Below are 22,758 nucleotides of genomic sequence, written 5' to 3' on the forward strand. Positions count from 1 at the left end.
AGTTGTAAATGAGCCCGTTAAAGCTAAATGGAATTGGTGGCTTATTGTTCATGTTGATTTTTCAATCAGCATTTGCACAAAAAACAATCAAAACCGATGTGTTGGTGGTAGGTGCGAGTGCCAGCGGAATTGCCGCTGGCATTCAATCTGCCAGATTGGGAGCTCAAACGATTGTAGCCGAGCCAAGTACCTGGCTGGGAGGAATGATTACAGCGGCGGGTGTATGTGCATTTGACGGGAATCATAATTTGCCCTCAGGCCTTTTTGGTGAATTTCGTTCTGCCTTGTATAAAGTGTATGGAGGGCCAAACAAAGTTTCCACCGGCTGGGTCAGTAATACTTTATTTGAGCCGCATGTGGGTGATAGTATTTTTAAAAACATGGCGGCATCCACTAAGAACTTATCTGTACAATATCAAATTCGCTTTCATAAAGCCATTGTTGAAAACGGGGGGATTAAAGGCGCTGAGTTTACAAAGACCCAAACAGGTGAGAAAATTCTAATCTATGCAAAGCAGGTGATTGATGCTACCGAATTGGGAGATGTAATAGCTAGTGCAGGAGCACCCTACGATCTGGGAATGGAATCCAATGAAATTACCAAAGAGAATGTACACAAAGGTCCGAGTAACAGTATCGTGCAGGATATAACTTATGTGGCTATTCTGAAAGACTATGGTGTTGGAAAAGACTGTACCATTGTGCGTCCCGCCAATTATGATCCCGCAGAATTTGATGGCGCCTGTACCGATTATTATATTAACAAGACAAGGCAAAAGCCCAATGTAGATGCGCAAAAAATGTTGAACTATGGCAAGTTGCCGAACAATAAATACATGATTAACTGGCCGGGTTATGGCAATGATATTTATTTAAATATTGTTGAAATGAACGAAGCCGATCGCAACAGAGAATTGCAGAAAGCAAAAGAACAAACCCTTCGCTTTGTTTATTTTATACAGCATCAGTTAGGGTTTAAACAGTTGGGTTTTGCGGATGATGAATATCCTACCCCTGATCGTTTTCCCATCATCCCCTATCATCGCGAAAGCAGGAGGGTTAAGGGTTTGGTAAGAATGGATGTACATCATATAGCCAGGCCTTTTCAATTGGAGCACCCTTTGTACAGAACGGGTATTGCCGTAGGCGATTATCCGATTGATCATCATCATAAGAAAAATCCTTTGGCTCCTCAGCACCTGGATTTTTATGGAGTACCTTCTTTTAATGTGCCGCTGGGCGCGTTGATTCCGGCAAATAGGAGTGGTTTAATTGTGGCAGAGAAAAGCATAAGTGTTTCCAATGTAGTAAATGGAACTACCCGATTACAGGCCATTGCTTTGTTAATTGGCCAGGCGGCCGGAACCTTGGCTGCTACTGCTGCAATAGAAAATACAACTGCAGCAAATGTTTCTGTAAGAAAAGTGCAGCAAGCTTTACTTGCATCCAATGCCTATATCATGCCCTATTTTGATGTACCTGTTTCGCATCCACATTTTGAAGCGGTGCAGAGAATTGGAGCAACCGGAATACTAAAAGGACAGGGCGTTCCAACCGGCTGGGCCAACAGAACTTATTTTCATCCCGACTCATTGGTAAACAGAGCTGAGTTGGTAAAAGACATGGCGCCCTATTATGAAATAGAAACTGCTCAACAGAAAAAACTAGCACTATCTGAAGCCGTTGATTTTATTATGACAGCGGCAGCCTCAAACAATGGTATAAGTCCTCATCATGAAGTGCGTAGAAGTCAAAATAAAACTCCGTTCATTCCAAATGTCAATCCAATCTTGCACTGGAATTTTTCAGACAAAAAAATCTTTATACAGCAACTTCAACAAGCCTGGATTCAATGGAAACTCGGCTATTTTGATCTATCCATGCCACTTACCCGATTAGAGTTGGCTGTATTGCTAAATGCCACCCTTGATCCCTTCAAAACAAAACCTGTCAACTATCTTGGACAGTTCGTTGAGAAGGGGAACCTGCTACAATAAGGCACATGTAATCAACCAACTTGTTTCCCGAATCTTTATTGAATGGTTAGCTTTTTCAAATAATAACCGGCTGCATCCACCATAGGAAGACTATTACTCTTAACGCTAATACCGTCTTTTCCAATGATCATTCGGGTTGCTTTACCATTGATGGTAACTTCATAAGGAAGATCCATAAAATAATTCAGGGGTTTAATCTGATATTGCTGGTAGCCGGTTTCTTTAATGGATACCTCCATTAACTGAGTGGTTCTTAAATGAAAATCGAAAAAGGGTTTTAAAGAATAACCAGCTGCTTTGCTGAATAGTTGTTCTACGTCGGTAGTGGTTACTGTATTGTCATAAGTATAAGCTTCATCGGTAGCCAGTTGTTTCAGTGTTTTAAAAAACAGATCATCGCCAATTACATAACGCAAGCTGTGCATGAAAAAAGACCCCTTTGTATAAATATCATTTCCTGCATAGGTTTCATCTTCTGACAATTCCTCTCCACCCACCAATGGTTTTCTGTAACGGATGCCTCTTTTGTGTGCAGCAATAATTTTATCGTATTCAACCTGTCCACCCAGTTCATACATGGCCAGTGCTTCAGCATAAGTGCCAATGCCTTCCTGAATCCACATATGGGCCCAGTCTTTATTGGTTACCTTATTGGCCCACCATTCGTGCGCATATTCATGAAACAGATTGGCGGAGTATTCCTGACCACCTACTGTGGTGAAAATAAATTTATTGTCGAAAGTAATCATGGTCTGGTGCTCCATGCCTGAATTAGGAACAGCAGCAATACCGATCTTTTCCTTGTACCAGGGGTACTCTCCAAAATATTTTTCTAAGATTTTGCTATCGCGTTTCTTGGCTTCTATTACTCTTTTAGCCTGAGCAATATCTTCTTCCAGAATATAATATTCAATAGGCACCACGTTACCGTTGATAGTAGTATAGCTGTCTTTTACAACGGCATACTTTCCAATATTAAATAGCACGCAATAATTACTAATGGTATAATTCGTTTTCCAGAAGAAACTGGTCTTGTCTTTTTTCGTTACTGTTTTTTGTAAGAGTCCCGGACCCGCGACGGATAAGCCTTTTGGGACCGTTATATTCATTTCAACGCCTTCATTGGGTTCGTCGCTGGGATGATCTTTACAAGGGAAATACATTCTGCCCCCCTCTTTCTGAATATTGATGGATACCCAGTCATTACCCGAACGGTCTTTGGCCCAGGTGAATCCGCCCAACCAGGGTGGTCTTACTGCTTCAGGTGGATTACCGCTGTAGGCAATGAACACGCTGTGATTGCCTGCACCAAACTGATTGCTTTTATCAAAACCATTTCCCTTTATGTAAATTTTTTCTTCTTTATGATCAAAGGATACAGCCTTTCCATCTACTTTAATGGCTTCAATATTATAGTGCTGTATTAAATCTAAAAGAATGGTATCTGCCGCATTTTTCAATTGCAGATTCACAATAGTATTTCCTTTAATAAATTTATTGGCAATATCTACATCCAGGGTTATTGCATATTTTCTGATATCCATATTGGCCTGAACCGGTTTTAATTTACCTCCGGAAGACAGTTTGCCAACATCTGTTTTTTGTTGGCTGTTCATTTGTTGTCCAAGTGCAGATTGCGGGGCAACTAAATGTACAAGAGAAACGAAGCCTACTGCGGCAATTAGTTTTGCTGATAGTAGAAACGGTCTGGGGTTATTTGTAAACATGGTTGATGGTTTAGGCAATTGAAGAATTAATTCGGCTCAGTTAAAGTGTTTTGATTTTGATATTTCTGAAAGAAACCCCCTTGGCCCAATCCTGCAATCCAATATGCCCCTTGGTAGCTTTTCCAAAGTCGGGGAATACAGCCAGTTTGCTCTCTGACACCATTTTATTCCATTGTTCTGAACCAATTTGTTCTTCTGCTGTCATTACTCCATTCAACCAGAAACTGATTTTTCCATTCACCTGTACAATTTTACTTTGATTCCATTCCCCTGCAGCTTTGGGTTCTACCTGGTTTTTAATTGGAGTTAAACCGTATAAGGCGCCAGCCCCTGTTTTCCCCCCATCCAGGTAGCCGGGTTTCGAATTTTGATTATCAAGTAATTGGTATTCAGGACCTGTTGCCCAGGTAGCCATATAGCTGGTGTCGTCCTGCACGTTAATAAATACACCACTGTTTCCTTCGCGTGCTACCTTCCATTCAAAAACCAGTTCATAGTTTTCATATGCTGCATCGGTTACAATATCGCCATGAGTGCCAGTGGTATCAGTACTTGCTGTAGTCAATTCCCCATCCACCGCTTTCCAGCTATGTTTCATGGTTGGCTTGCTGAACATATGCCAGCCATTGGTAGTTTTTCCATCAAAAAGCAATTGCCAACCTTCGGATTTTTCTTTTTCGGACAATGTGTTGGGTTCAGGTACCGGGTTGGAACAAGCCAGACTCATGCTAATGACTGCAGCAAAAAACAGTGATGATTTCATATTTAAATAGTGGTTTCAAAAGTTTAGTAGTCCCTAAGTTAGTTTAGTTTGTGTGAAGAAAAGGGGAAACCACACAATACAGCAAATCTGGATTCACCGATTATATATCGGTCTTCCTCCCTACAGAATATTCAAAATATAAATTTCTATCATATTTTACCACCTTTTGCAGATTAATTGACTAATTTTACACTCCCCCTTTACCTTAAAAAATTGCGTTATGATAGATCAAAGCCAGGTATTGATTACCTTACCCGACGGGGTTTTCATGGAAGGTCATTTTAAGACCAAGCATTCAATGAAGATTGAAAGCAGTATTAATGGAACACTTTTGTCTAAGCAAAAAGTGATTTTAGAAGCTAATTCCGTATTCAATGGCGACCTGATTTGTTCAGAGCTGGTATTGTCGGGAAAATTCAGTGGCAATATTTTCTGTACAGGAAAAGTACAGGTAAAACAAGGCTGCCAGATTTCTGGTAGAGTGTATACCTATCGTTTCGAAAACGATGAAATGACCGATTTGGATTGTATTATTAGTGTACCCGATACCAATACCATCAATAAAATCAAGCAAATCATTGATGCTATAGATGTAGATAAGAAACTAAGCTCAGATCCTAATTTGCCAAGCCTGATTAAAATTTACGAAGACAATTTAGCGGCAAAGGAGAAAGTGAAATTGCCTGAGTTGGTTAAAGAGCCAACCAAACCTATTCCTGTTGCAACCAACGGCATTCCTACCGCTGCAAGTAATGGAATACCCAACGGTGTAGCTAAGTAATTAGGTTACTGAAATAATATTCAATACCCCAATCAAGAAAAAGGCTGTCTGAATAAGACAGCTTTTTTTATGAATATAATTAACGTTAGGGTAATGATTTCTTAACCCTGGAGTAATATGGAATAGGGAATTTTGAAAAACACTACCCATGAATAAACGCTCTGTTAACGTTGTTGTTATGAGCGATTTGCATCTTGGAACCTACGGATGCCATGCAACAGAAATTCTTCAATACCTAAAAAGTATAGCCCCGCAAATCTTAATACTAAACGGTGATATTATTGACGGATGGCAGTTTAGTAAAAGATATTTTCCGACTTCTCATTTACAGGTTATCAAAGAAATCATCAACCTGGTCAGTAATGGTACAAGAGTAATTTATATTACTGGCAACCACGATGAAATGCTTAGAAGATACAGCGATGTAGAGATGGGTAATTTTAAGCTGACAGATAAAGTAGTCATGGAAATTGATGGAAAAATGACCTGGATTTTTCACGGCGACGTTTTTGACGCTACTACGAAAGGGAGTGCTAAAATACTGGCAAAAATGGGAGGACATGGCTACGACTTATTGATATTGCTGAACCGATTTATCAATTATTTTTTAAGGCTGGCAGGAAGAGAAAAAATGAGCTTTAGCAAAAAAGTAAAAGCCAGTGTTAAACAAGCTGTTTCCTGGATTGGAAACTTTGAACAGACAGCAGCCGAATTAGCAATATCCAAGAAATACGATTATGTCATCTGTGGACATATCCATCAACCTCAGGTGAGAACAGTGGAAACCCCGGACGGAAAAGTGGTTTATATGAATAGTGGTGACTGGGTTGAAAATTTAACTGCACTGGAATACAATCAACATGAATGGACGGTTTACCAATATGATCCGAAAGCATTTATTGCAACCGACCTGGTACAGTTGAACCATATAACCCAAGCACCTACGCTAAATGTAATTACAGATGAAGTGAGTTTGTTTCTGAACTCTTTAATTCTTCAACCATGAAAATATTGTATGCTGTTCAGGCCACAGGCAATGGACATATAGCCAGGGCAGTTGAGCTTATGCCCTTTCTTCAAAAGTTGGGACAGGTAGACATTTTTTTAAGTGGTAGCAATAGTCATTTGCCAGCTTCCTTGCCTGTGGTTTTCAAAAGCAAAGGGCTAAGTCTTTTTTACGGTAACAATGGGGGATTAAATTATCCCAGAATGTTGCAGTCCTTTTCACCACTGCAAATTATTAAGGAAGCAACCGCATTGCCTGTTGACAAATATGACATAGTTATCAATGATTTTGAAAGTATTACTTCTCTTGCCTGTAAATTGAAAAGGGTCCGTTCTATTGCACTGGGTCATCAGGCAAGTTTTAAAAGCAGGCATACTCCAAGACCTGGTAAGAAAGATTTTATGGGCGAATTCATACTGAATAACTATGCCACTGCAAGTGATTATATTGGCTTGCATTTTAACAATTATGATTCTTTTATTCACGCACCAGTAATAAAAGCACAAGTATTAAATGCAGACCCCAAAAACAAGGGACATATTACTGTTTACCTCTCGCATTATAGTGACGAAGTGCTAAAGCAGTATTTTACCAAATTTGCTTCTGTGCAATTTCAGGTATTCAGCAATAAAATAAAGCAACCCATTCAGCAGGCAAATATTCAATGGATGCCCATTAGCAATGAAGGCTTTACACAAAGCATGATTGATTCAGCCGGAATTATCACCGGTGCAGGTTTTGAGACCCCTGCAGAAGCCATGTATCTTAAGAAGAAACTATTGTGCATTCCAATTAAAGGACAATACGAACAGCTTTGTAATGCAGCTGCTCTGGAAGAACTTGGTGTTACCATTTTGCCAGCTATTCGGGAAGATTTCAATGAAAAGCTAGAGAACTGGCTTAACCAGGAACAGCAAATTTCGTTTGAATTACATAATTCTACAACAGGGTTAATGGAAAAGTTGATGGAGGTTATAGGTAGGTCTTGCCATTCTTCAGAAGATGTTGCTTATTCAGGCGAAGTGTTTTCTTTTCCTTGGTTATCATTAAAATAAATAAACTTGATTAATTCTACAGCAATAAAAGGCAGTGATTTCGGCGATGATTTTTTATGGGGAGTAGTAATTGCTGCTGCTCAAAATGAAGGCGCTGCAAAGATGGGTGGCAGAGGGCCATCAATCTGGGATGAATTTGCAAGAAAGAATGGAAAAATTAAAAGCGGCCACAAGCCAACTGTAGCATGCGATTTTTATCATCGGTATAAGGATGATTTATTATTGGTTAAAGCACTGGGTTTTCGTGTATTCAGATTCTCAATTTCGTGGTCTAGAATTCTGCCCGAAGGAACAGGTAAAGTTAATACAGAGGGTGTCTTGTTTTATCATCAGGTGATAGACGAGTCTTTGCAATTGGGCTTAATTCCATTTGTTACTTTATATCATTGGGATTTGCCTTCAGCATTGGAAAAAGAAGGGGGATGGGCATCCACACATATGTTAAAATGGTTCACCCGATATGTACAGGTATGTGTGAAAGAATTTGGGGATAAGGTAAAACACTGGATTGTATTGAACGAGCCAATGGGTTTTACTTCGTTGGGGTATATGATTGGTAAACATGCTCCCGGAAAAATTGGCTTAAGCAATTTTCTTCCCGCTGTTCACAATGCAGTAATGGCACAGGCAGAAGGAGGAAGAATCATCAGGGCCCATGTAGCGCATGCTGTTATTGGCACCAGTTTTTCCTGTAGTGAAATCATTCCATTAACAGAAAGTGACAAAGACAGGGCTGCTGCGCGAAGAATTGACATTCTATTAAACCGCTTATTCATTGAGCCCTCTCTCGGACTGGGTTACCCCTCCGATGATTTTATATTAATGGATAAATTATACCTGCACAATAAAGCATGGAAGTTTAAAGAAAGAATGCAATTCGATTTTGATTTTATTGGGATACAAAATTATTTTCCTGTTGTTGTTAAGCATAATGCCATGATTCCGATTATTCAGGCAACAGACGTAAGTGCAAAAAGAAGAAAACAACCTGTTACAGATATGGGTTGGGAAATTAACCCCAACAGTTTTTATAATATCATTGAGCAGTTTGCTTCATATAAGGGTGTTAAAAAAATTATCATTTCTGAGAGCGGAGCTTATTTTAAAGACAAACTGATTGCGGGAGTTATAAACGACCAGCGCCGGATTGATTATTATCAGCAATTTCTTCAAGCTTTATTAAGAGCCAGGAACAATCAGCTGCCTGTAGGTGGGTATTTTGCCTGGACGCTGATGGATAATTTTGAGTGGTCCGAAGGATATCATGCTAAGTTTGGACTGGTTCATGTTGATTTTGCTACTCAGTTAAGAACTGTAAAAGCTTCAGGACATTGGTTCAGACAGTTTTTAGCACAATAATGTAGTAAATTGGTGGAATGAACACCAATATGAAAAACCGATTTCCAATTAATCTTTCCATTGGAAAACTATTGCTGCTGATTGCAATTTCTCTTTTGTCAATTACCAATACTAACGCACAGTCACCTACATATTATATAACTGCAGACAGAATATTCGACGGCGAACAAATGCATGCCAACTGGGCTGTTGTTGTAAAAGCCAATAAAATAATTGCAGCCGCTCCTAAAGAGATACTAACAAAGCCGGCAGGTGCCATTGCTGTTCAATATCCTGGTTCAACCTTAACACCAGGTTTAATTGAAGGTCATTCCCATATCCTTTTGTATCCTTATAACAAAACCACCTGGGACGACCAGGTAACCAAGGAAACAGATGCCTACAGAACAGCAAGGGCAACTGTGCATGTAAAGAAAACCTTACTCGCAGGTTTTACTACTGCCAGGGATCTGGGATCTGAAGGAGCGGGATACGCAGATGTTTCCATTAAAAAAGCCATTGAGGACGGGGTTATTCCAGGACCCAGATTACTCGTTACGGGCAGAGCAATTGTTGCTACCGGATCCTATGGTCCCAAGGGATTTGATCATGATCAGCATATTATGCTGGGTGCAGAAGAAGCAGATGGAAATAATCTGATTAAAGTAACCAGGGATCAGATTGGTAAGGGGGCCGACTTAATAAAAGTGTATGCCGATTACAGATGGGGTTTAAATGGAGAAGCGGCACCAACCTTCACTTTAGATGAATTGAAAAAAATTAATGAAGTAACGGCTAGCAGTGGAAGGGTAATGGTGGCGCATGCCAAAACCAATGAAGCCATGCAAAGAGCCATTCTTGCCGGAGCCACTACCATTGAACACGGCGATCTGTTAGACGAAAGCACTGCTGAATTAATGAAACAAAAAGGTACTGTCTATTTTCCTACACTGGCTGCCACTGAATCGGTAACACAATACAAGGGTTGGAAAAAAGGAGCAGAGCCTGAACCAGAAGCCATACAGCAAAAGCGGAAAGCATTTTCCATTGCCATGTCTAAAGGTGTAATCATTGGCATGGGTGGGGATGTGGGTGTTTTTGAACACGGCAACAATGTGTTGGAAATGGAGTTGATGGTTCAATATGGTATGCCCGCCTTGAAGGTGCTGAAAGCTGCTACCAGCGTGAATGCGCGCGCATTGAACATGCAGGATCAGGTTGGTTTCATTAAGCCGGGCCATTTTGCCGACCTGGTTATTTTTGCCGGAGATCCTTCACAAAATATCAGCGCGTTGAGAAATCCATTATGGATTATGAAAGACGGCGTGGTTTATCCCCCCGAAAAACAGTAAGAATTAATATCTTAGGCGAATGTTATACCAGCGTTATAAGAAAGAGTTCGCCATGCTGACTGGATTGGCAGTGGCTTTGTTGTTTTATTTTTTGAACCCTCTTTCATTAGCGCCCAAAGCGGTTGCCGTTTTATCCATTGCTTTTGCTATGATTATCTGGTGGGTCCTGGAAGCTGCGCCCCTCGCGGTTGTTGCACTGGTTCCCATTGTAGTGTTTCCAATGCTCGGCATTGCCAGTGTGAAAGAAGTAACCAAGTCTTATGCAGATTCAACTATCTTTTTATTCATGGGAGGATTCTTTATTGCACTGGCCATTGAAAAATGGAACCTGCATAAAAGGATAGCACTAAACATTATCAATTTAACCGGAACCAATGGAGACAGAATTATTCTGGGCTTTATTCTGGCTACCTGCTTTTTAAGTTTATGGTTAAGCAATACGGCCACTACAATGATGATGCTTCCGATTGCAGGTTCTGTTATACATGTTATTACAAAGCATCATAACCGGGATGGGAATATTAAAAACTTTTCTTTGGTGTTGATGCTCTCCATTGCCTATGCTTCCAATTTTGCGCTGGGTACTATCATCGGAACTCCACCCAATGTTGCCTATGTTGCGCATATCAGCGAACGCTTTGATTATACCATCGGATTTACAGACTGGATGCTGGTATTTATGCCCCTGACCATTGTGATGGTTTTTGCATTGTATTGGGTAATGGTTAAATGGTTGTATCCTAACAGAATTACGCATAGCGTTGAAGGCAAAGCCTATATTGTTTCTGAATTAAAAGGGTTGGGTAAAATGTCTTTGCCCGAGAAAAGAGTATTGATTGTGTTTTGCGTTACGGTTTTTTTATGGGTAACCAAAGACCTGATCAATGGATTTCAAAAAACCATTGTGCTGGATGATGCCATGATTGCAATGGCTGGGGGATTAACACTGTTCATTATTTCATCCGGTCTTCCATCGGCAAAAGCGGAAGCATCAGCGAAATCCGAAGAACTGGTGCTTGTTGAAGAGCCTGTTTTATCAGAAGAAGAATCCGAAAATAATAACCGATTACTCGAGTGGGCCGATACCAGTAAAATGGCCTGGGGAATATTAATGATGTTCGGAGGTGGAATTGCGCTGGCCAAAGCGCTGGAAGATGCGAATCTTTTACAAGAGCTGGGAACTTATATTGCTTCTTTCTCTTCGAGCAATTTGTTGTTGATGATTTTAGTAGTTACTACTTTATCTGTTTTCCTGAGTGAAGTAATGAGCAATATTGCGCAGGTAATAGTGCTGGCTCCGGTAATATCTTCTGTTGCCATTGCACTAAATATGGATCCGCTTTCTTTGGGAATACCCATGACATTGGGTGCCAGTGTTGCGAGCATGTTGCCCATGGGCACCCCACCCAATGCCATCGTATTTGCCAGCGGTCATGTTAAAATTAAAGACATGATGAAGACCGGGTTCGTATTAAATATTGTCTGCATCCTCATCATTACATTATTCTGCTGGCTATTGCAGCCTTATCTGATTAAGCTGCATTAAAAAAGTAAAGCGGGTTTGCTGAGAGCTATTTTCTCTTCTTCGGTTTAATCTTATGTTGAAATAACCAGCTCATGAAATCGGGTTCTGCAAAAGCATTATCCCAGCTATTGTGGTTCACTCCCGGATATTCAATGTATTCAACCGGCACTTTTAATTCTTTTAAACGAGCCACCATATTTCTGGACAGGTCTACTTTCACTACTCCATCCGCGTCTCCGTGAAATACCCTGAAAGCCGTTTTTCTCACTGATTTATTATACAGGCTTTCATTTCCTCCTCCGCAAATAGGAGCTGCAGCGGCAAATAATCCAGGATTACGGTATACTGCTTCAAAAGTACCCATACCACCCATGGATAGTCCTGTGATATAAACCCTGCGATTGTCAACCGCTTCTTCTTCCATCAGTTTTTCTACCAATGCTATTGCTGCAGCCTGTGGCCAGTTGGGCAGACTATCGTAATTGAACCTGAACTGAATTGGGTTTTTGGTGCGGTCTATAGAAGATGTAGCCCAGTAAGAGTTGGACGGGCATTGCGGAAATACCACAATGGCCGGAAACTGGCTTCTGTTCTCTGGTTTTAAAAATAGTTTGGACCCATGTATCAGTTGTTTTTCATTGTCCTCCCCTCTTTCCCCGGCGCCGTGCAGTACCAGAATCAAAGGATATTTTTTACTGCGATCGTAATTTTCCGGATACAGAATTCGGTAAGGTAAAACATGACCCGGGTTAAAATGGAAGGTTTTTGCCTGAAAGAACTGTAAAACAGTTTCGTCTGTTTTTTGGGCTTTGACGTAAAAACAGCTTAGAATTAACAGGAGGGAAGATAGAATTCTGGTCATTTTATTGTGATTTATAGCGTAAAAATGGTCGTTTTGTTCATGATTTTGGCCTTTTAAGGGGGATTTTTAGTAAATTTCTATTAAATCAGTGTGATATTCATATTGTTTTACTGTTAACTTCTTAATATTTAATACCTTTGCAAATGTTTCAGCCTGAATATTCAAGAATATTCAGCGTTTTTTGATTCGAAATCTGCGTTTCAATCAGAAAAGTCAAAATTGTAAATAGAATGATTCAAGAGAGTTTACTGGAAAAAATTAGAAGCTTCACTACACCGGACGAATTAAAAAGCGCAGGTATTTATCCTTATTTCCGTGCTATTGAAAAAAACAATGACACTGAAGTAATGATAGGTGGCAAACGCGTCTTAATGTTTGGATCTAACAGTTATATGGGTTTAACCAATCATCCGGAAGTGTTGAAAGCGGCGAAAGATGCTATTGATCAATATGGTAGTAGCTGTTCCGGTTCTCGTTTCCTGAATGGTACTTCTAATTTACATGTTGAACTGGAAGAGGCTTTGGCCAAACATATTGGCAAAGAAGCAGCCCTTACTTTTACAACAGGCTTTCAAACCAACTTAGGCGCTGTTTCAGCTATCACAGGCAGAAACGGGGTAATTATATTAGATGAACTGGATCATGCTTCTATTATAGAAGGGTCCAGACTTTCTTTCTCCAAAGTATTGAAGTACGCCCACAACAATATGCAGGATTTAGAGCAAAAACTAAGTACTGTGCCGTTGGATACTATCAAGATGATAGTAGTGGATGGTATCTTCAGCATGGAAGGAGATATTTGTAAGCTTCCTGAAATTGTACAATTAGCCAAGAAATACCAGGCCCTGGTAATGGTAGATGATGCACATTCTTTAGGCGTGTTGGGTAAGTTAGGAAAGGGTACAGCTGACCATTTTGGCTTAACTGATGAAGTGGATCTGATTGTAGGAACATTCAGCAAATCGCTTGCTTCATTGGGTGGTTATGTAGCTGGAAGCAAAGAAATGATCAATTATCTGAAGCATACAGCACGTCCTATGATATTTAGTGCCAGTACGCCTCCATCTGCAACCGCATCTGCGCTGGCAGCATTAAGAATTATACAGAGAGAGCCTGAAAGACTGGAAAAATTGTGGAGCAATACCGCTTATATGGTGAATGCTTTACAGGAACTGGGCTTTGAAATGGGTGCATCCGAAACGCCGATCATTCCAATTTATATCAGAGATAACTTCCTTACTTTCAAGTTTACCCAACGCTTATTTGAGGAGGGTGTATTTGTGAACCCGGTAGTATCACCTGCGGTGAAGAGTGATTCTTCCTTAATCAGGATGTCGATCATGGCTACCCATACCAAAGAACAACTCGACACTGCTTTAGAAAAGCTACAAATGGTTGCCAATGAATTAGGTTTGGCAAGACACGTGTCTGTGGCGTAACTTTATTTCCAACATGGAAACAATTATCCAAGAAGTTACCAGCAAAAAGCAGATGAGTGCTTTTCTGGATTTTCCCTATGCCTTGTACAAGGGCAATCCCTACAATATTCCCAAACTTCGGTTTGATGAAGCGGCAACCCTGAATCCCACCAAAAATCCGGCATTTGATTTTTGCGAGGCCAAATATTGGGTTGCCTATCAGAATGGAAAAGTGGTGGGCAGAATAGCAGCCATTTACAATAAGAAATACGTTGAAACCTGGAAGAACAATTATCTCCGGTTTGGATGGATTGACTTTATAGAAGATATTGAAGTACCCCGTGTTTTATTAAAGACAGTAGAGGGATGGGCAAAGGAACTGGGATGTACAGCTGTTCATGGTCCATTGGGTTTTACCGATCTGGATTTTGAAGGGATGCTGATTGAAGGGTACCAGGAAATTGGCACAATGGCTACCATTTATAACTATCCTTACTATCCGGTAATGATGGAGCAGTTGGGCTATGGGAAAGCGGTTGACTGGGTTGAGTATAGAATTAATGTACCCGAAGTTTTTCCTGAAAATATCACCAAAATTGCTGATCTGGTAGAGAAAAGATACAAGCTACATGTGGTACCCATGAAGTCTACCAAACACCTGAAACCCTATGCCAGTGAAGTTTTTAAACTGGTGAACGAAACTTATTCGGAATTATACGGAGTTGTAGAGCTAACCCCAAGACAGATTGACTATTATGTTAAAATGTATTTCTCTATGATTCGCGTAGATTGCATTACACTTATTGCCAATGAGGCCAATCAACTGGTGGGCTTTGGTATTTCAATGCCTTCCTTATCAAAGGCCTTGCAAAAAGCCAATGGCTCTTTATTTCCCTTCGGTTTTATTCATTTATTAAAAGCGCTGAAGAAAAATACAGAAGCAGACTTGCTTTTAATTGGTATTGATAAATCTTTACAGGGCAAGGGGGTTAATGCCATCGTACTAAGAGAGTTTCATAAGAACTATCAAAAAGCAGGAATCAAAATTATTGAGTCTAATCCTGAACTGGAAGAGAATAAAAAAGTACAAAGCATCTGGGATCACTTTCCTGCAAGGCAACACAAGCGCAGACGCTGTTTTATCAAACATTTCTAAAGCAATCCTACATGAAGAATATCCTGATTACCGGAGCAAGTGGATTTATTGGAAGCTTTTTGGTAGAAGAAGCTATTACGCGTGGGTATCGCACATTTGCGGGAATCCGATCCTCTAGCAGCCAGGGATATTTGAAACACAAAGACCTGCACGTTTTTGAAATGGATTTTTCCAATTCGGAAAAACTCAAGCATCAAATAGAAAAGAATGCAGCCATCTATGGAAAGTTTGATGTGGTGGTTCATTCAGCAGGATTAACCAAGAGTACGGTGCTTGATGAATATTATAAAGTGAATCTGCACAATACAGAAAGACTGGTAGATGCATTGATTGAACTGGATATGGTGCCGGAGAGATTTGTGTTTCTAAGTAGTCTGGCCTCTTATGGCCCTGGCAGGGGTTCTGATCCAGTAGCAGAAACCCATGAACAGGCTCCGATAACTGCATATGGAAAGAGCAAATTGGCGGCAGAAAAAATGCTGGCCACGAAAACCCAGTTTCCTTATGTGATTGTGCATCCCACTACGGTATATGGTCCCCGCGAAAAGGATTTGCTGGTATTGATTCAATCCCTTAACCAACACCTTGAATTGTATATTGGTAACACAAAACAGCAGTTGAGTTTTATTCATGTAGCCGATGTATGTAAAGCCGTATTCTTAAGTATTGAGCAGCCCATCACTTCCAGGAATATTCTTTTAAGTGATACTGTTAATTATACTGCCAAGGAATTCAATGATTTGGTTAAACAGGTTTTAGGAAAAAAAACCCTTCCCATCATTGTTCCTGTTCCCATAGCCAAGGTAGCGGCGCAATTGAGTGAATGGGTAGGCAATTTAAGGGGAAGGACACCGGTCCTAAACAAGGAAAGACTGAAAGAATTTCAGGCACCCAACTGGGCAGTGGATGCCAGTTTGTTGAAGAATATGGGCTTTAAGCCCGATTATCCTCTACAAGAAGGTTTGAAGCATACCATTGAATGGTACAAGGAAAACGGATGGATAAAAAAATGATAAAATTTTCTTAATAGCCGATAAGTATACAACTTATAGTTGTTTTGCTTTATTTTTACGCCCACAACCAGAGGTTGTAAAATATGCGTAAAAGAAGTTCCATATCTATTTTCCTGCAAAAGCTCAACGCAGTTTTTTTTGTATTGGCTTTGGTTTGGTTAACAATTAGCACTCCTTTTGTAATGGCCAACCAGCACGACCATCAATATTGCATTAATATTGATTGGCCTTTGGACAACGGCGGAGAAGAAGAATCTTCCAATCCCTTGAACAACACCAATGAAGAAAAACCCCATAATGCCAATGGTTTTATGGAAGAGTACCTGCACGCATCTGCTGCATTCGTAACGCTTGGTTTTACTTCTATCTCTCATGGTCTGTCCCTCCATCCGGAAAGCTATCAGGCATTTCATGGAGAACTATTGGTACCGCCCCCCAATGTAGGCTAGTATTTTCGTTTTAAGGGCTTAACTATTTACTTATTGGAATGAATCCCGGCAATAGGGAATTCAACAACTGTTTAAGACAGCCCTGTATCTTATCCTGTTAATTTATTTGTGCAAACCGTTCATTGCCCTAGCGGGGCAATAACATCAATTATAATATTATGAGAAAGCATTCAAAAGAGTATTTAGAAAACCTGACGCCAGAGAAGGCCTTTGAGTTATTAGTAGAAGGAAACAGCAGATTTGTTCAAAACCTATCAAGAAATCATGACCATTTGGAAATGATTAATGAAACCCGTGAAGGGCAGTTTCCTTTTGGAGTAGTATTAAGTTGTATGGATTCCAGAACCTCCGTTGAATTGATTTTTGATCAGGGGCTGGGAGATTTGTTCAGCATTCGTGTGGCCGGAAATATTGTGAATGACAGCATTCTGGGTAGTTTGGAATACGCAGTAAAATATGTGGGATCCAAAATGTTGGTTGTATTAGGTCACACAGAATGTGGTGCCGTTAAGAGTGCACAGGCAGATGTACGCGATGGACATATCACCGGATTATTGAGTGCCATTAAGCCAGCAATCAGCAAAGCCATGTTGAAGAGAAAAGACGAACACTGTTTTGGTGATAACATAGCTTATGCCAATGTAGAAAACAGCATGGAAGAGATATTACACAAGAGTGAAATCATTAAAGAATATTTCCTGGCGGGTAAAATTGGAATTGTAGGCGCTATGTATAATGTTGAAACAGGGCAAGTAGATTTCTTTAAAAAGTTAATTCATCAACCATCTTATGCAGAAAAATTAGTGGCAGTTCACTAATTACAATGAGAATTTTTACATAGAAAAATTATAAAAGAAGAAGTTCAGTATTAATTGTATGAAACTAACAACTAAGTATTTTAAGGCGGATGTATTAGCCGGCATGGTGGTTTTTTTAGTAGCGCTTCCGCTTTGTTTGGGCATTGCTGTTGCCAGTGGAGCGCCACCTTTTGCAGGAATCATAACAGGAGTGATTGGTGGGATTGCTGTTGGATATTTAAGTAATTCCAATGTTAGTGTTTCTGGTCCAGCTGCAGGTTTAATTGCCATTATATTGGTGGCCATTACCGATCTTGGATATCAGACATTCCTGTGTGCAGTTATGATTGCCGGGGCCATTCAACTGATATTGGGGCTGGCAAAAGCAGGGGGCATCTCCAGCTATTTTCCAACCAGTGTTATTGAAGGAATGCTTGTTGCCATAGGCATCATTATTATTAAGAAAGAATTACCGCATGCAATTGGCTATGATGTTGAGCATGAAGGAGATTTTTATTCCTATCAATTAATAGAAGCAGATAAGGGCTTTTTCTCTGAACTGATTCATGCATTTAATTTTGCCCATACGGGTGCTATAATTGTAGCTATTATTTCAATTGCAATTATTGTTGCCTTTAACAAAGTACCAGCACTTAAAAAAATCAAAGCAATTCCCGGCGCACTGGTGGCGGTAGTAGCTGGTATTGTATTGAATGAAATTTTTATTTCAGCGGCACCAGCCTGGGAAATAAAAGATGAGCACCTGGTATTATTACCTACTGCTGATTCTTTTGACGAATTTCTGGGTCAGTTTACTTTCCCCGCAGCTGCCGGATTTCTGAATCCCAAAGCCTGGGTGGTTGGTATTACCATTGCAATTGTAGCCAGCATTGAAACCCTGCTTTGTTTGGAAGCAGGAGATAAAATGGATCCCCTGAAAAGATTTTCAAGTGCGAATACCGAATTAAAAGCACAGGGTATTGGCAATATGGTTGCTGGATTTCTGGGTGGTCTGCCTATGACTTCTGTAATTGTAAGAACTTCTGCCAATGTAAATGCAGGTGCCAAAACAAAACTGGCTGCCATTACACACGGGGTGTTTTTATTGGTTTCGGTATTGGCTATACCTGCTTTGCTGAACAAAATTCCAATGGCAACTTTAGCGGCTATTTTAATTATGATTGGTTTAAAACTGGCCAGCATCAAAACCTTTAAGCATATGTGGCATAGTGGAATGCAACAGTTTGTTCCCTTTATTGTAACCGTTATTGCGGTTGTGTTTACCGACCTGTTAAAGGGAGTAGGTATTGGTTTGGTGGTAAGTATTTATTTCATTTTAAAAGGAAATATGAAGCTGGCTTATTTCTTTAAAAAGGAAAAACACATGAACGGTGAAATTATACAGATTGATCTGGCTCAGGAAGTTTCCTTTTTAAACAAAGCGGCCATTAAGCAAACACTGGCTCATTTGCCAGAACAATCTAAGGTGGTGATTGATGCAGCCAATACGGTGTACATTGATCATGATGTACTGGAATTAATTAAAGACTTTATGAATTTTGGCTCGAAAGACAAAAAAATAGCTGTTGAGTTAAGAAATTTTAAATCGGAATACAATATGGAAATGGCAACATAAAAAGGATTGACTGTTACAGCCACTCCAATCCAAGACCGGGTTGTTCATTAATCATGAGCAACCCGTTTTTTATTTCGAACCCTCCTTTCACCAGGTCTTCTGCTAAATCAAAGCTTCCATCCAGGTCCAGGTATTTTGTGTTTGTGAATCCATATGCCGCATGCAAAGCAGCAGTGATACTAATGATACTCTCATCGTTGCATCCCCAGAATAAATTAATTTCCGAAGCACGGGCAATCTGTCCGATTTCTCTTGCGCCTGCAATCCCACCGCATTTCATAAGTTTAATATTGTAAATGCCAAAGGGACGATTCGCCTGAGCAAAATGTATGGCATCTGTTTCCTGATGCAAAGATTCGTCGGCTACCAGTTTGCTTCTTTGTTCTCCAGAGAGAGAAAGCAGTTCATTTTCATTATCTACTTTCAAAGGCTGTTCAATTAATTCTAAAGGAATCGATTGGGTTGCATCCATAAACTTTTTAAGATCAGGAAGCGTATAACCCTGATTAGCGTCTACCCTTAGTTTAACGACACCCTTGAATTTTTCATGCAATAAAAGGGTTTTTTCAATGTCTTCTTCAACCGATAAGCCAGTTTTTAATTTGAATACGGAAAACCCATTTGCGAAATAGTCGCTGGCTTCAGTTAATGTATCGGCTAAGCTTTTTATGCCAATAGTAACAGAAGTGGGTAGTGCTTGTATTTTAATACCATAAAAACGGGCAACAGAAATGCCTGCCCATTTTCCAAAAGCATCGTGCAGTGCAATGTCGAGTGCAGCCTGCGTTCCGGGCAGGTGTGGAAAGGATTTTCTGATATCGCTAATGATGCTCAAAAAAGAACGGATATCAGCTCCTACAAAGGACTGCACTGCATCAGATTCTAAATTGATTAGGGTTTGCTCAGGGCTTTCTCCCACCACATCTTCTGCGGGACTGGCCGTTCCAATGCCAACCATTCCGTTTGCCAAAGTAATTTTGGTAAAAACAATCGACACGGTGTCGTAAGTGTTATACGCAATGGTATAAGGCTTTTTTAAAGGCAGGTGTTTTATAAAGGAATCTATGGCGGTAATTTTCATGCGCTTTGGGTGGTTTTATTAAGGTGCTATCATTTTGAAACCTGATCAATGATATTCCTCAATACAGGTATCAACTCGCCAACTCCTTTTTGCAAAGGCGCCAGTACCGGCAGCTGTAATTTATCTTCGTATTGGGCTTTTAGTTCTAAAGCTTCTTCATTTGTGCAGTCCTCAGTATTCATGGCTAACGCAATAACTTTAGAACCAAATTTTTCAATGATTTCAATTTCAGATTCAACAGACGGTATTTTACCCCAATGCGGTTCGTTATCGAAATAAATTCTTTTAGGAGCAAAAACCAGAATGGTATGTTTGGCATTTCCGGAAATCAGGAACTCCAGTCCACAGGGACCGGTGGGATTTCTTAATGCAGATTGCCCTTCTAAAAAAATAATAGCGGGCTGCGCTTCTTTTGCACAAGTTAGAATAGCATTTTCCAATTCACCTGAAACAAAATCATTCAGGGTAGAATCAAAAATAAAACCATACTCATTTCCCTGCAACCATCCTGTTTGACCTGTATAGATCATTTCGGCTTTAATCTGCTCTTGCACACAGGCTTCTTTCAGCATTCTGGCAGTGGTTCTTTTTCCCATGGCACAATCCATTCCAATCACAGCAATTACCGGAGTAGAGAGTTTAAAAACATCTCCGGTAAAAAAATGCAGGTCTGCTCTTTTCTTCGGCTTTCGGATATCTGTAAGACAGACTCTATTTTTATTAGCCAGTTCAACAATGTCTGCATGATCTGTTAAGTAATCGTGTAATCCATTTACGATAGATAGTCCTTTTTCAATAGCGGCTTTGATAATAAGAAGCATGTCTGCAGGTAATACACCACCAACGGTTGCTACACCAATTACCAGCACTGCTGTATCGGGATGGGCTTGTAAAGCTGTTTTAAGGTTGGCATAAACAGGTATTCCTCTGTTTACTCCATCCAGTAGTTCTCCCGCATCTTTTTCTGCAGTAGCTGCCTGATCAATCACACCGTTTATTAAAAAACGCTCTGTACCTCTAACCAATCCATGTGCTGTTTTTGCGTCGGAGGTAGGGTACAATCCATTTGTTAATACAAAAGCCTTTTTTTTCATTTTTAAAATCTTGGTTCAATTTATAAACATCCATATGGAATGAAATTAATTTATTTCAAAAGACTCTTTCTAATCAGCACACCAGGAAACAGATTGGTGGCAATTTGATTTTGATAAACCATTTCTCCATTTACCCAAACCATTTTGATGCCAGTTGAAAGGGCTTTGCTGTTTTCAATAGTGGCATGGTCTTCTACAATATCCGGATTTAACAGAACCAGGTCGGCAAAATTACCTGCTGCAATTACACCTCTTTTTTCAATTTGTAAATGCTTTGCAGTTAACCCTGTCATTTTATAAATGGCATTTGACAATGAAAGTATTTTCTGCTCTCTGATATACTTACCCAATATTCTGGTAAATGCACCATACCCACGTGGATGCCCGCCTGCTGCACCATCCGAACAAAAATTGGCGTGCTCCCATTGCATAAAATCAATTACATCAGCTTCCAGCATAGACTTGCCCGCCAAGGCTTCCACACTGCCTGCGCCAGGGTTAGCTTTTTTATATGCTTCAGCCATTTTAATTAATTGTATTAGTGTGGCGGGAGTAGACTCCTCTCTTTCTTTTGCAATGGCTGCAATGGTTTTGCCCGCATAGGAAGGATTGGGGGCAAAACGAACCAGCACGGATTCTTCGGGATCAAACAACTGTTGTGTTGCCAGTTCGGCACTTTTTAAACTGGTGAATTTTTTATCGGGAAACAGTACCCTTAATGTAGAATTCCAGAATGTGTAAGGATATACGTCTGCAGTAATATCAATGCCTGCTTTTCTTGCACTGTCTAAAGTTTGTATTACCATTCCTGCTTTTCCCCAGTCTTTTTTATTGGCAATCTTAATATGCGAAAGTTTAACCGGTATGCCTGTTCTTTTTCCTATTTCTATGATTTCATCAATGGCATCTTTTAATTGAATGTCTTCGCTGCGGATATGACTGATATATCCTCTTTTAAAATCTGCTGCAACCTGAGCCAGTGCAATCACTTCCTCTTTGCTGCTGTAAAACGCAGATTCGTATTCTAATCCAGTTGATAAACCAAAAGAACCTTTTTGTAAATCAGTGGCCAATGCTTTTTTCATTTTGTTGATTTCTGTTAAGCTGGCTGCTCTGAAAACATTGTTTCTGCCCATGATTTTTTCGCGAAGGCTGCTATGACCGGTATAGCTGGCTACATTTACTGCTACTTTGTTTTTAGAAAAAAAAGACTGAAGGGTGTCCATTGGATAACTGTCACCATCCTGTCCAATCAATACTGTGGTAATACCCTGGTTGGTCATAGCAATCCCCTGAGGTTCTTTTTTCAGACTGCCAAAATGATGACTATGTGAATCTATGAAACCGGGAGTTAGATATTGTTGACGGCCATCAATAACGGTTTCTCCTGCAACTGGTGTTAAGTTACCCACTGCCAGAATTTTATTTCCCTGGATTCTTACAGCACCAAAAACAGGGGTAGCACCCGTTCCATCCACAATCCAGACATTTTTTATTAGCGTGGATTTGCCAGCATCTGATGGTTGAATTTTGTTATTTCCAGTAGGTTGCCAGTATTTATAAGGAAAACTCATTGCTGTCTTTGCTGCCAGTACAAGAAAGGTTCCGATGAACAGAGTGGGAAGGAGATTGGAGAAGCTGAATTTTTTCATTCACAGTTGATTGTCTATAAAATTATTGAACATGATTTGAATCATAAATTAATTCT

The 22,758-nt window shown here is 40.1% G+C and carries 19 protein-coding genes; 13 read left to right on the forward strand and 6 right to left on the reverse strand.

Annotated elements, in window-relative coordinates; all coding sequences use genetic code 11:
• The first annotated feature begins 8 nt into the window (after positions 1-8).
• The gene (locus tag P767_RS16860) at positions 9-1,997 is read left to right on the forward strand and encodes an FAD-dependent oxidoreductase (RefSeq protein WP_037351767.1); all 1,989 of its coding nucleotides are present in this window, start codon (positions 9-11) and stop codon (positions 1,995-1,997) included.
• Between the two features lie 35 nt (positions 1,998-2,032).
• Here the strand turns inward: P767_RS16860 and P767_RS0111170 are convergent, their stop codons facing one another.
• Together P767_RS0111170 and P767_RS0111175 are read right to left on the reverse strand one after the other, a co-directional pair.
• Positions 2,033-3,724 (reverse strand): M1 family metallopeptidase, encoded by a 1,692-nt coding sequence (locus tag P767_RS0111170; protein ID WP_026764563.1) that lies wholly within the window; start codon positions 3,722-3,724, stop codon positions 2,033-2,035.
• A gap of 40 nt (positions 3,725-3,764) precedes the next feature.
• Positions 3,765-4,487 (reverse strand): 3-keto-disaccharide hydrolase, encoded by a 723-nt coding sequence (locus P767_RS0111175; RefSeq protein WP_051417311.1) that lies wholly within the window; start codon positions 4,485-4,487, stop codon positions 3,765-3,767.
• Positions 4,488-4,707: 220 nt separating this feature from the next.
• Here P767_RS0111175 and P767_RS0111180 point away from each other — a divergent pair, with 220 nt between their 5' ends.
• From P767_RS0111180 to P767_RS0111210, 6 genes are all read left to right on the forward strand, one after another.
• Positions 4,708-5,268 (forward strand): polymer-forming cytoskeletal protein, encoded by a 561-nt coding sequence (locus P767_RS0111180; RefSeq protein ID WP_026764565.1) that lies wholly within the window; start codon positions 4,708-4,710, stop codon positions 5,266-5,268.
• Between the two features lie 148 nt (positions 5,269-5,416).
• Positions 5,417-6,274: a UDP-2,3-diacylglucosamine diphosphatase gene (locus P767_RS0111190; RefSeq protein ID WP_026764566.1), complete on the forward strand. Its 858-nt coding sequence runs from the start codon at positions 5,417-5,419 to the stop codon at positions 6,272-6,274.
• Positions 6,271-7,329 (forward strand): glycosyltransferase family protein, encoded by a 1,059-nt coding sequence (locus tag P767_RS16865; RefSeq protein WP_051417312.1) that lies wholly within the window; start codon positions 6,271-6,273, stop codon positions 7,327-7,329. The genes P767_RS0111190 and P767_RS16865 overlap by 4 nt, the downstream gene beginning before the upstream one ends.
• A 6-nt stretch (positions 7,330-7,335) precedes the next feature.
• Positions 7,336-8,688: a GH1 family beta-glucosidase gene (locus P767_RS0111200; RefSeq protein WP_026764567.1), complete on the forward strand. Its 1,353-nt coding sequence runs from the start codon at positions 7,336-7,338 to the stop codon at positions 8,686-8,688.
• Positions 8,689-8,705: 17 nt separating this feature from the next.
• Complete coding sequence (locus tag P767_RS0111205) at positions 8,706-10,019, forward strand: metal-dependent hydrolase family protein (protein ID WP_245586879.1); 1,314 nt, start codon at positions 8,706-8,708, stop codon at positions 10,017-10,019.
• A 19-nt stretch (positions 10,020-10,038) separates the two neighbouring features.
• Positions 10,039-11,565 carry an SLC13 family permease gene (locus tag P767_RS0111210; protein ID WP_051417313.1) on the forward strand — a complete coding sequence of 509 codons (1,527 nt, stop codon included), beginning with the start codon at positions 10,039-10,041 and terminating at the stop codon, positions 11,563-11,565.
• 25 nt (positions 11,566-11,590) lie between these two features.
• Here the strand turns inward: P767_RS0111210 and P767_RS16870 are convergent, their stop codons facing one another.
• A complete protein-coding gene (locus tag P767_RS16870) occupies positions 11,591-12,406 on the reverse strand; it encodes a carboxylesterase family protein (protein WP_037351769.1) in 816 nt (271 codons plus the stop codon).
• A gap of 230 nt (positions 12,407-12,636) precedes the next feature.
• Between P767_RS16870 and spt the strand changes: the two genes are divergently transcribed.
• The 6 genes from spt (at position 12,637) to P767_RS0111245 (ending at position 18,875) form a co-directional block, all read left to right on the forward strand.
• Positions 12,637-13,845: a serine palmitoyltransferase gene (gene spt, locus P767_RS0111220; RefSeq protein WP_051417314.1), complete on the forward strand. Its 1,209-nt coding sequence runs from the start codon at positions 12,637-12,639 to the stop codon at positions 13,843-13,845.
• Positions 13,846-13,858: 13 nt separating this feature from the next.
• Positions 13,859-14,980 carry a hypothetical protein gene (locus tag P767_RS0111225; protein ID WP_026764571.1) on the forward strand — a complete coding sequence of 374 codons (1,122 nt, stop codon included), beginning with the start codon at positions 13,859-13,861 and terminating at the stop codon, positions 14,978-14,980.
• 11 nt (positions 14,981-14,991) lie between these two features.
• Positions 14,992-15,993 carry an NAD-dependent epimerase/dehydratase family protein gene (locus P767_RS0111230; RefSeq protein ID WP_026764572.1) on the forward strand — a complete coding sequence of 334 codons (1,002 nt, stop codon included), beginning with the start codon at positions 14,992-14,994 and terminating at the stop codon, positions 15,991-15,993.
• An 83-nt stretch (positions 15,994-16,076) separates the two neighbouring features.
• A complete protein-coding gene (locus P767_RS0111235; RefSeq protein ID WP_026764573.1) occupies positions 16,077-16,442 on the forward strand; it encodes a hypothetical protein in 366 nt (121 codons plus the stop codon).
• Between the two features lie 158 nt (positions 16,443-16,600).
• Positions 16,601-17,260, forward strand: a complete 660-nt coding sequence (locus tag P767_RS16875; protein WP_051417315.1) for a carbonic anhydrase — start codon at positions 16,601-16,603, stop codon at positions 17,258-17,260.
• Between the two features lie 58 nt (positions 17,261-17,318).
• Positions 17,319-18,875: a SulP family inorganic anion transporter gene (locus P767_RS0111245; protein ID WP_026764574.1), complete on the forward strand. Its 1,557-nt coding sequence runs from the start codon at positions 17,319-17,321 to the stop codon at positions 18,873-18,875.
• A gap of 13 nt (positions 18,876-18,888) precedes the next feature.
• On the opposite strand, the gene P767_RS0111250 is transcribed toward P767_RS0111245, so the two are convergent.
• Genes P767_RS0111250 through P767_RS0111260 form a run of 3 tightly spaced genes read right to left on the reverse strand, consistent with a single transcriptional unit; the run spans position 18,889 to position 22,702 of the window.
• The gene (locus P767_RS0111250) at positions 18,889-19,956 is read right to left on the reverse strand and encodes a mandelate racemase/muconate lactonizing enzyme family protein (protein WP_026764575.1); all 1,068 of its coding nucleotides are present in this window, start codon (positions 19,954-19,956) and stop codon (positions 18,889-18,891) included.
• Between the two features lie 29 nt (positions 19,957-19,985).
• Positions 19,986-21,050 (reverse strand): DUF1611 domain-containing protein, encoded by a 1,065-nt coding sequence (locus tag P767_RS0111255; protein ID WP_026764576.1) that lies wholly within the window; start codon positions 21,048-21,050, stop codon positions 19,986-19,988.
• Between the two features lie 50 nt (positions 21,051-21,100).
• On the reverse strand, positions 21,101-22,702 hold the full coding sequence (locus tag P767_RS0111260) for an N-acyl-D-amino-acid deacylase family protein (protein WP_026764577.1): 1,602 nt from the start codon (positions 22,700-22,702) through the stop codon (positions 21,101-21,103).
• Positions 22,703-22,758: the final 56 nt, after the last annotated feature.

Origin of the sequence: Sediminibacterium salmoneum NBRC 103935, assembly GCF_000511175.1 — a bacterium.
Lineage (GTDB): Bacteria > Bacteroidota > Bacteroidia > Chitinophagales > Chitinophagaceae > Sediminibacterium > Sediminibacterium salmoneum.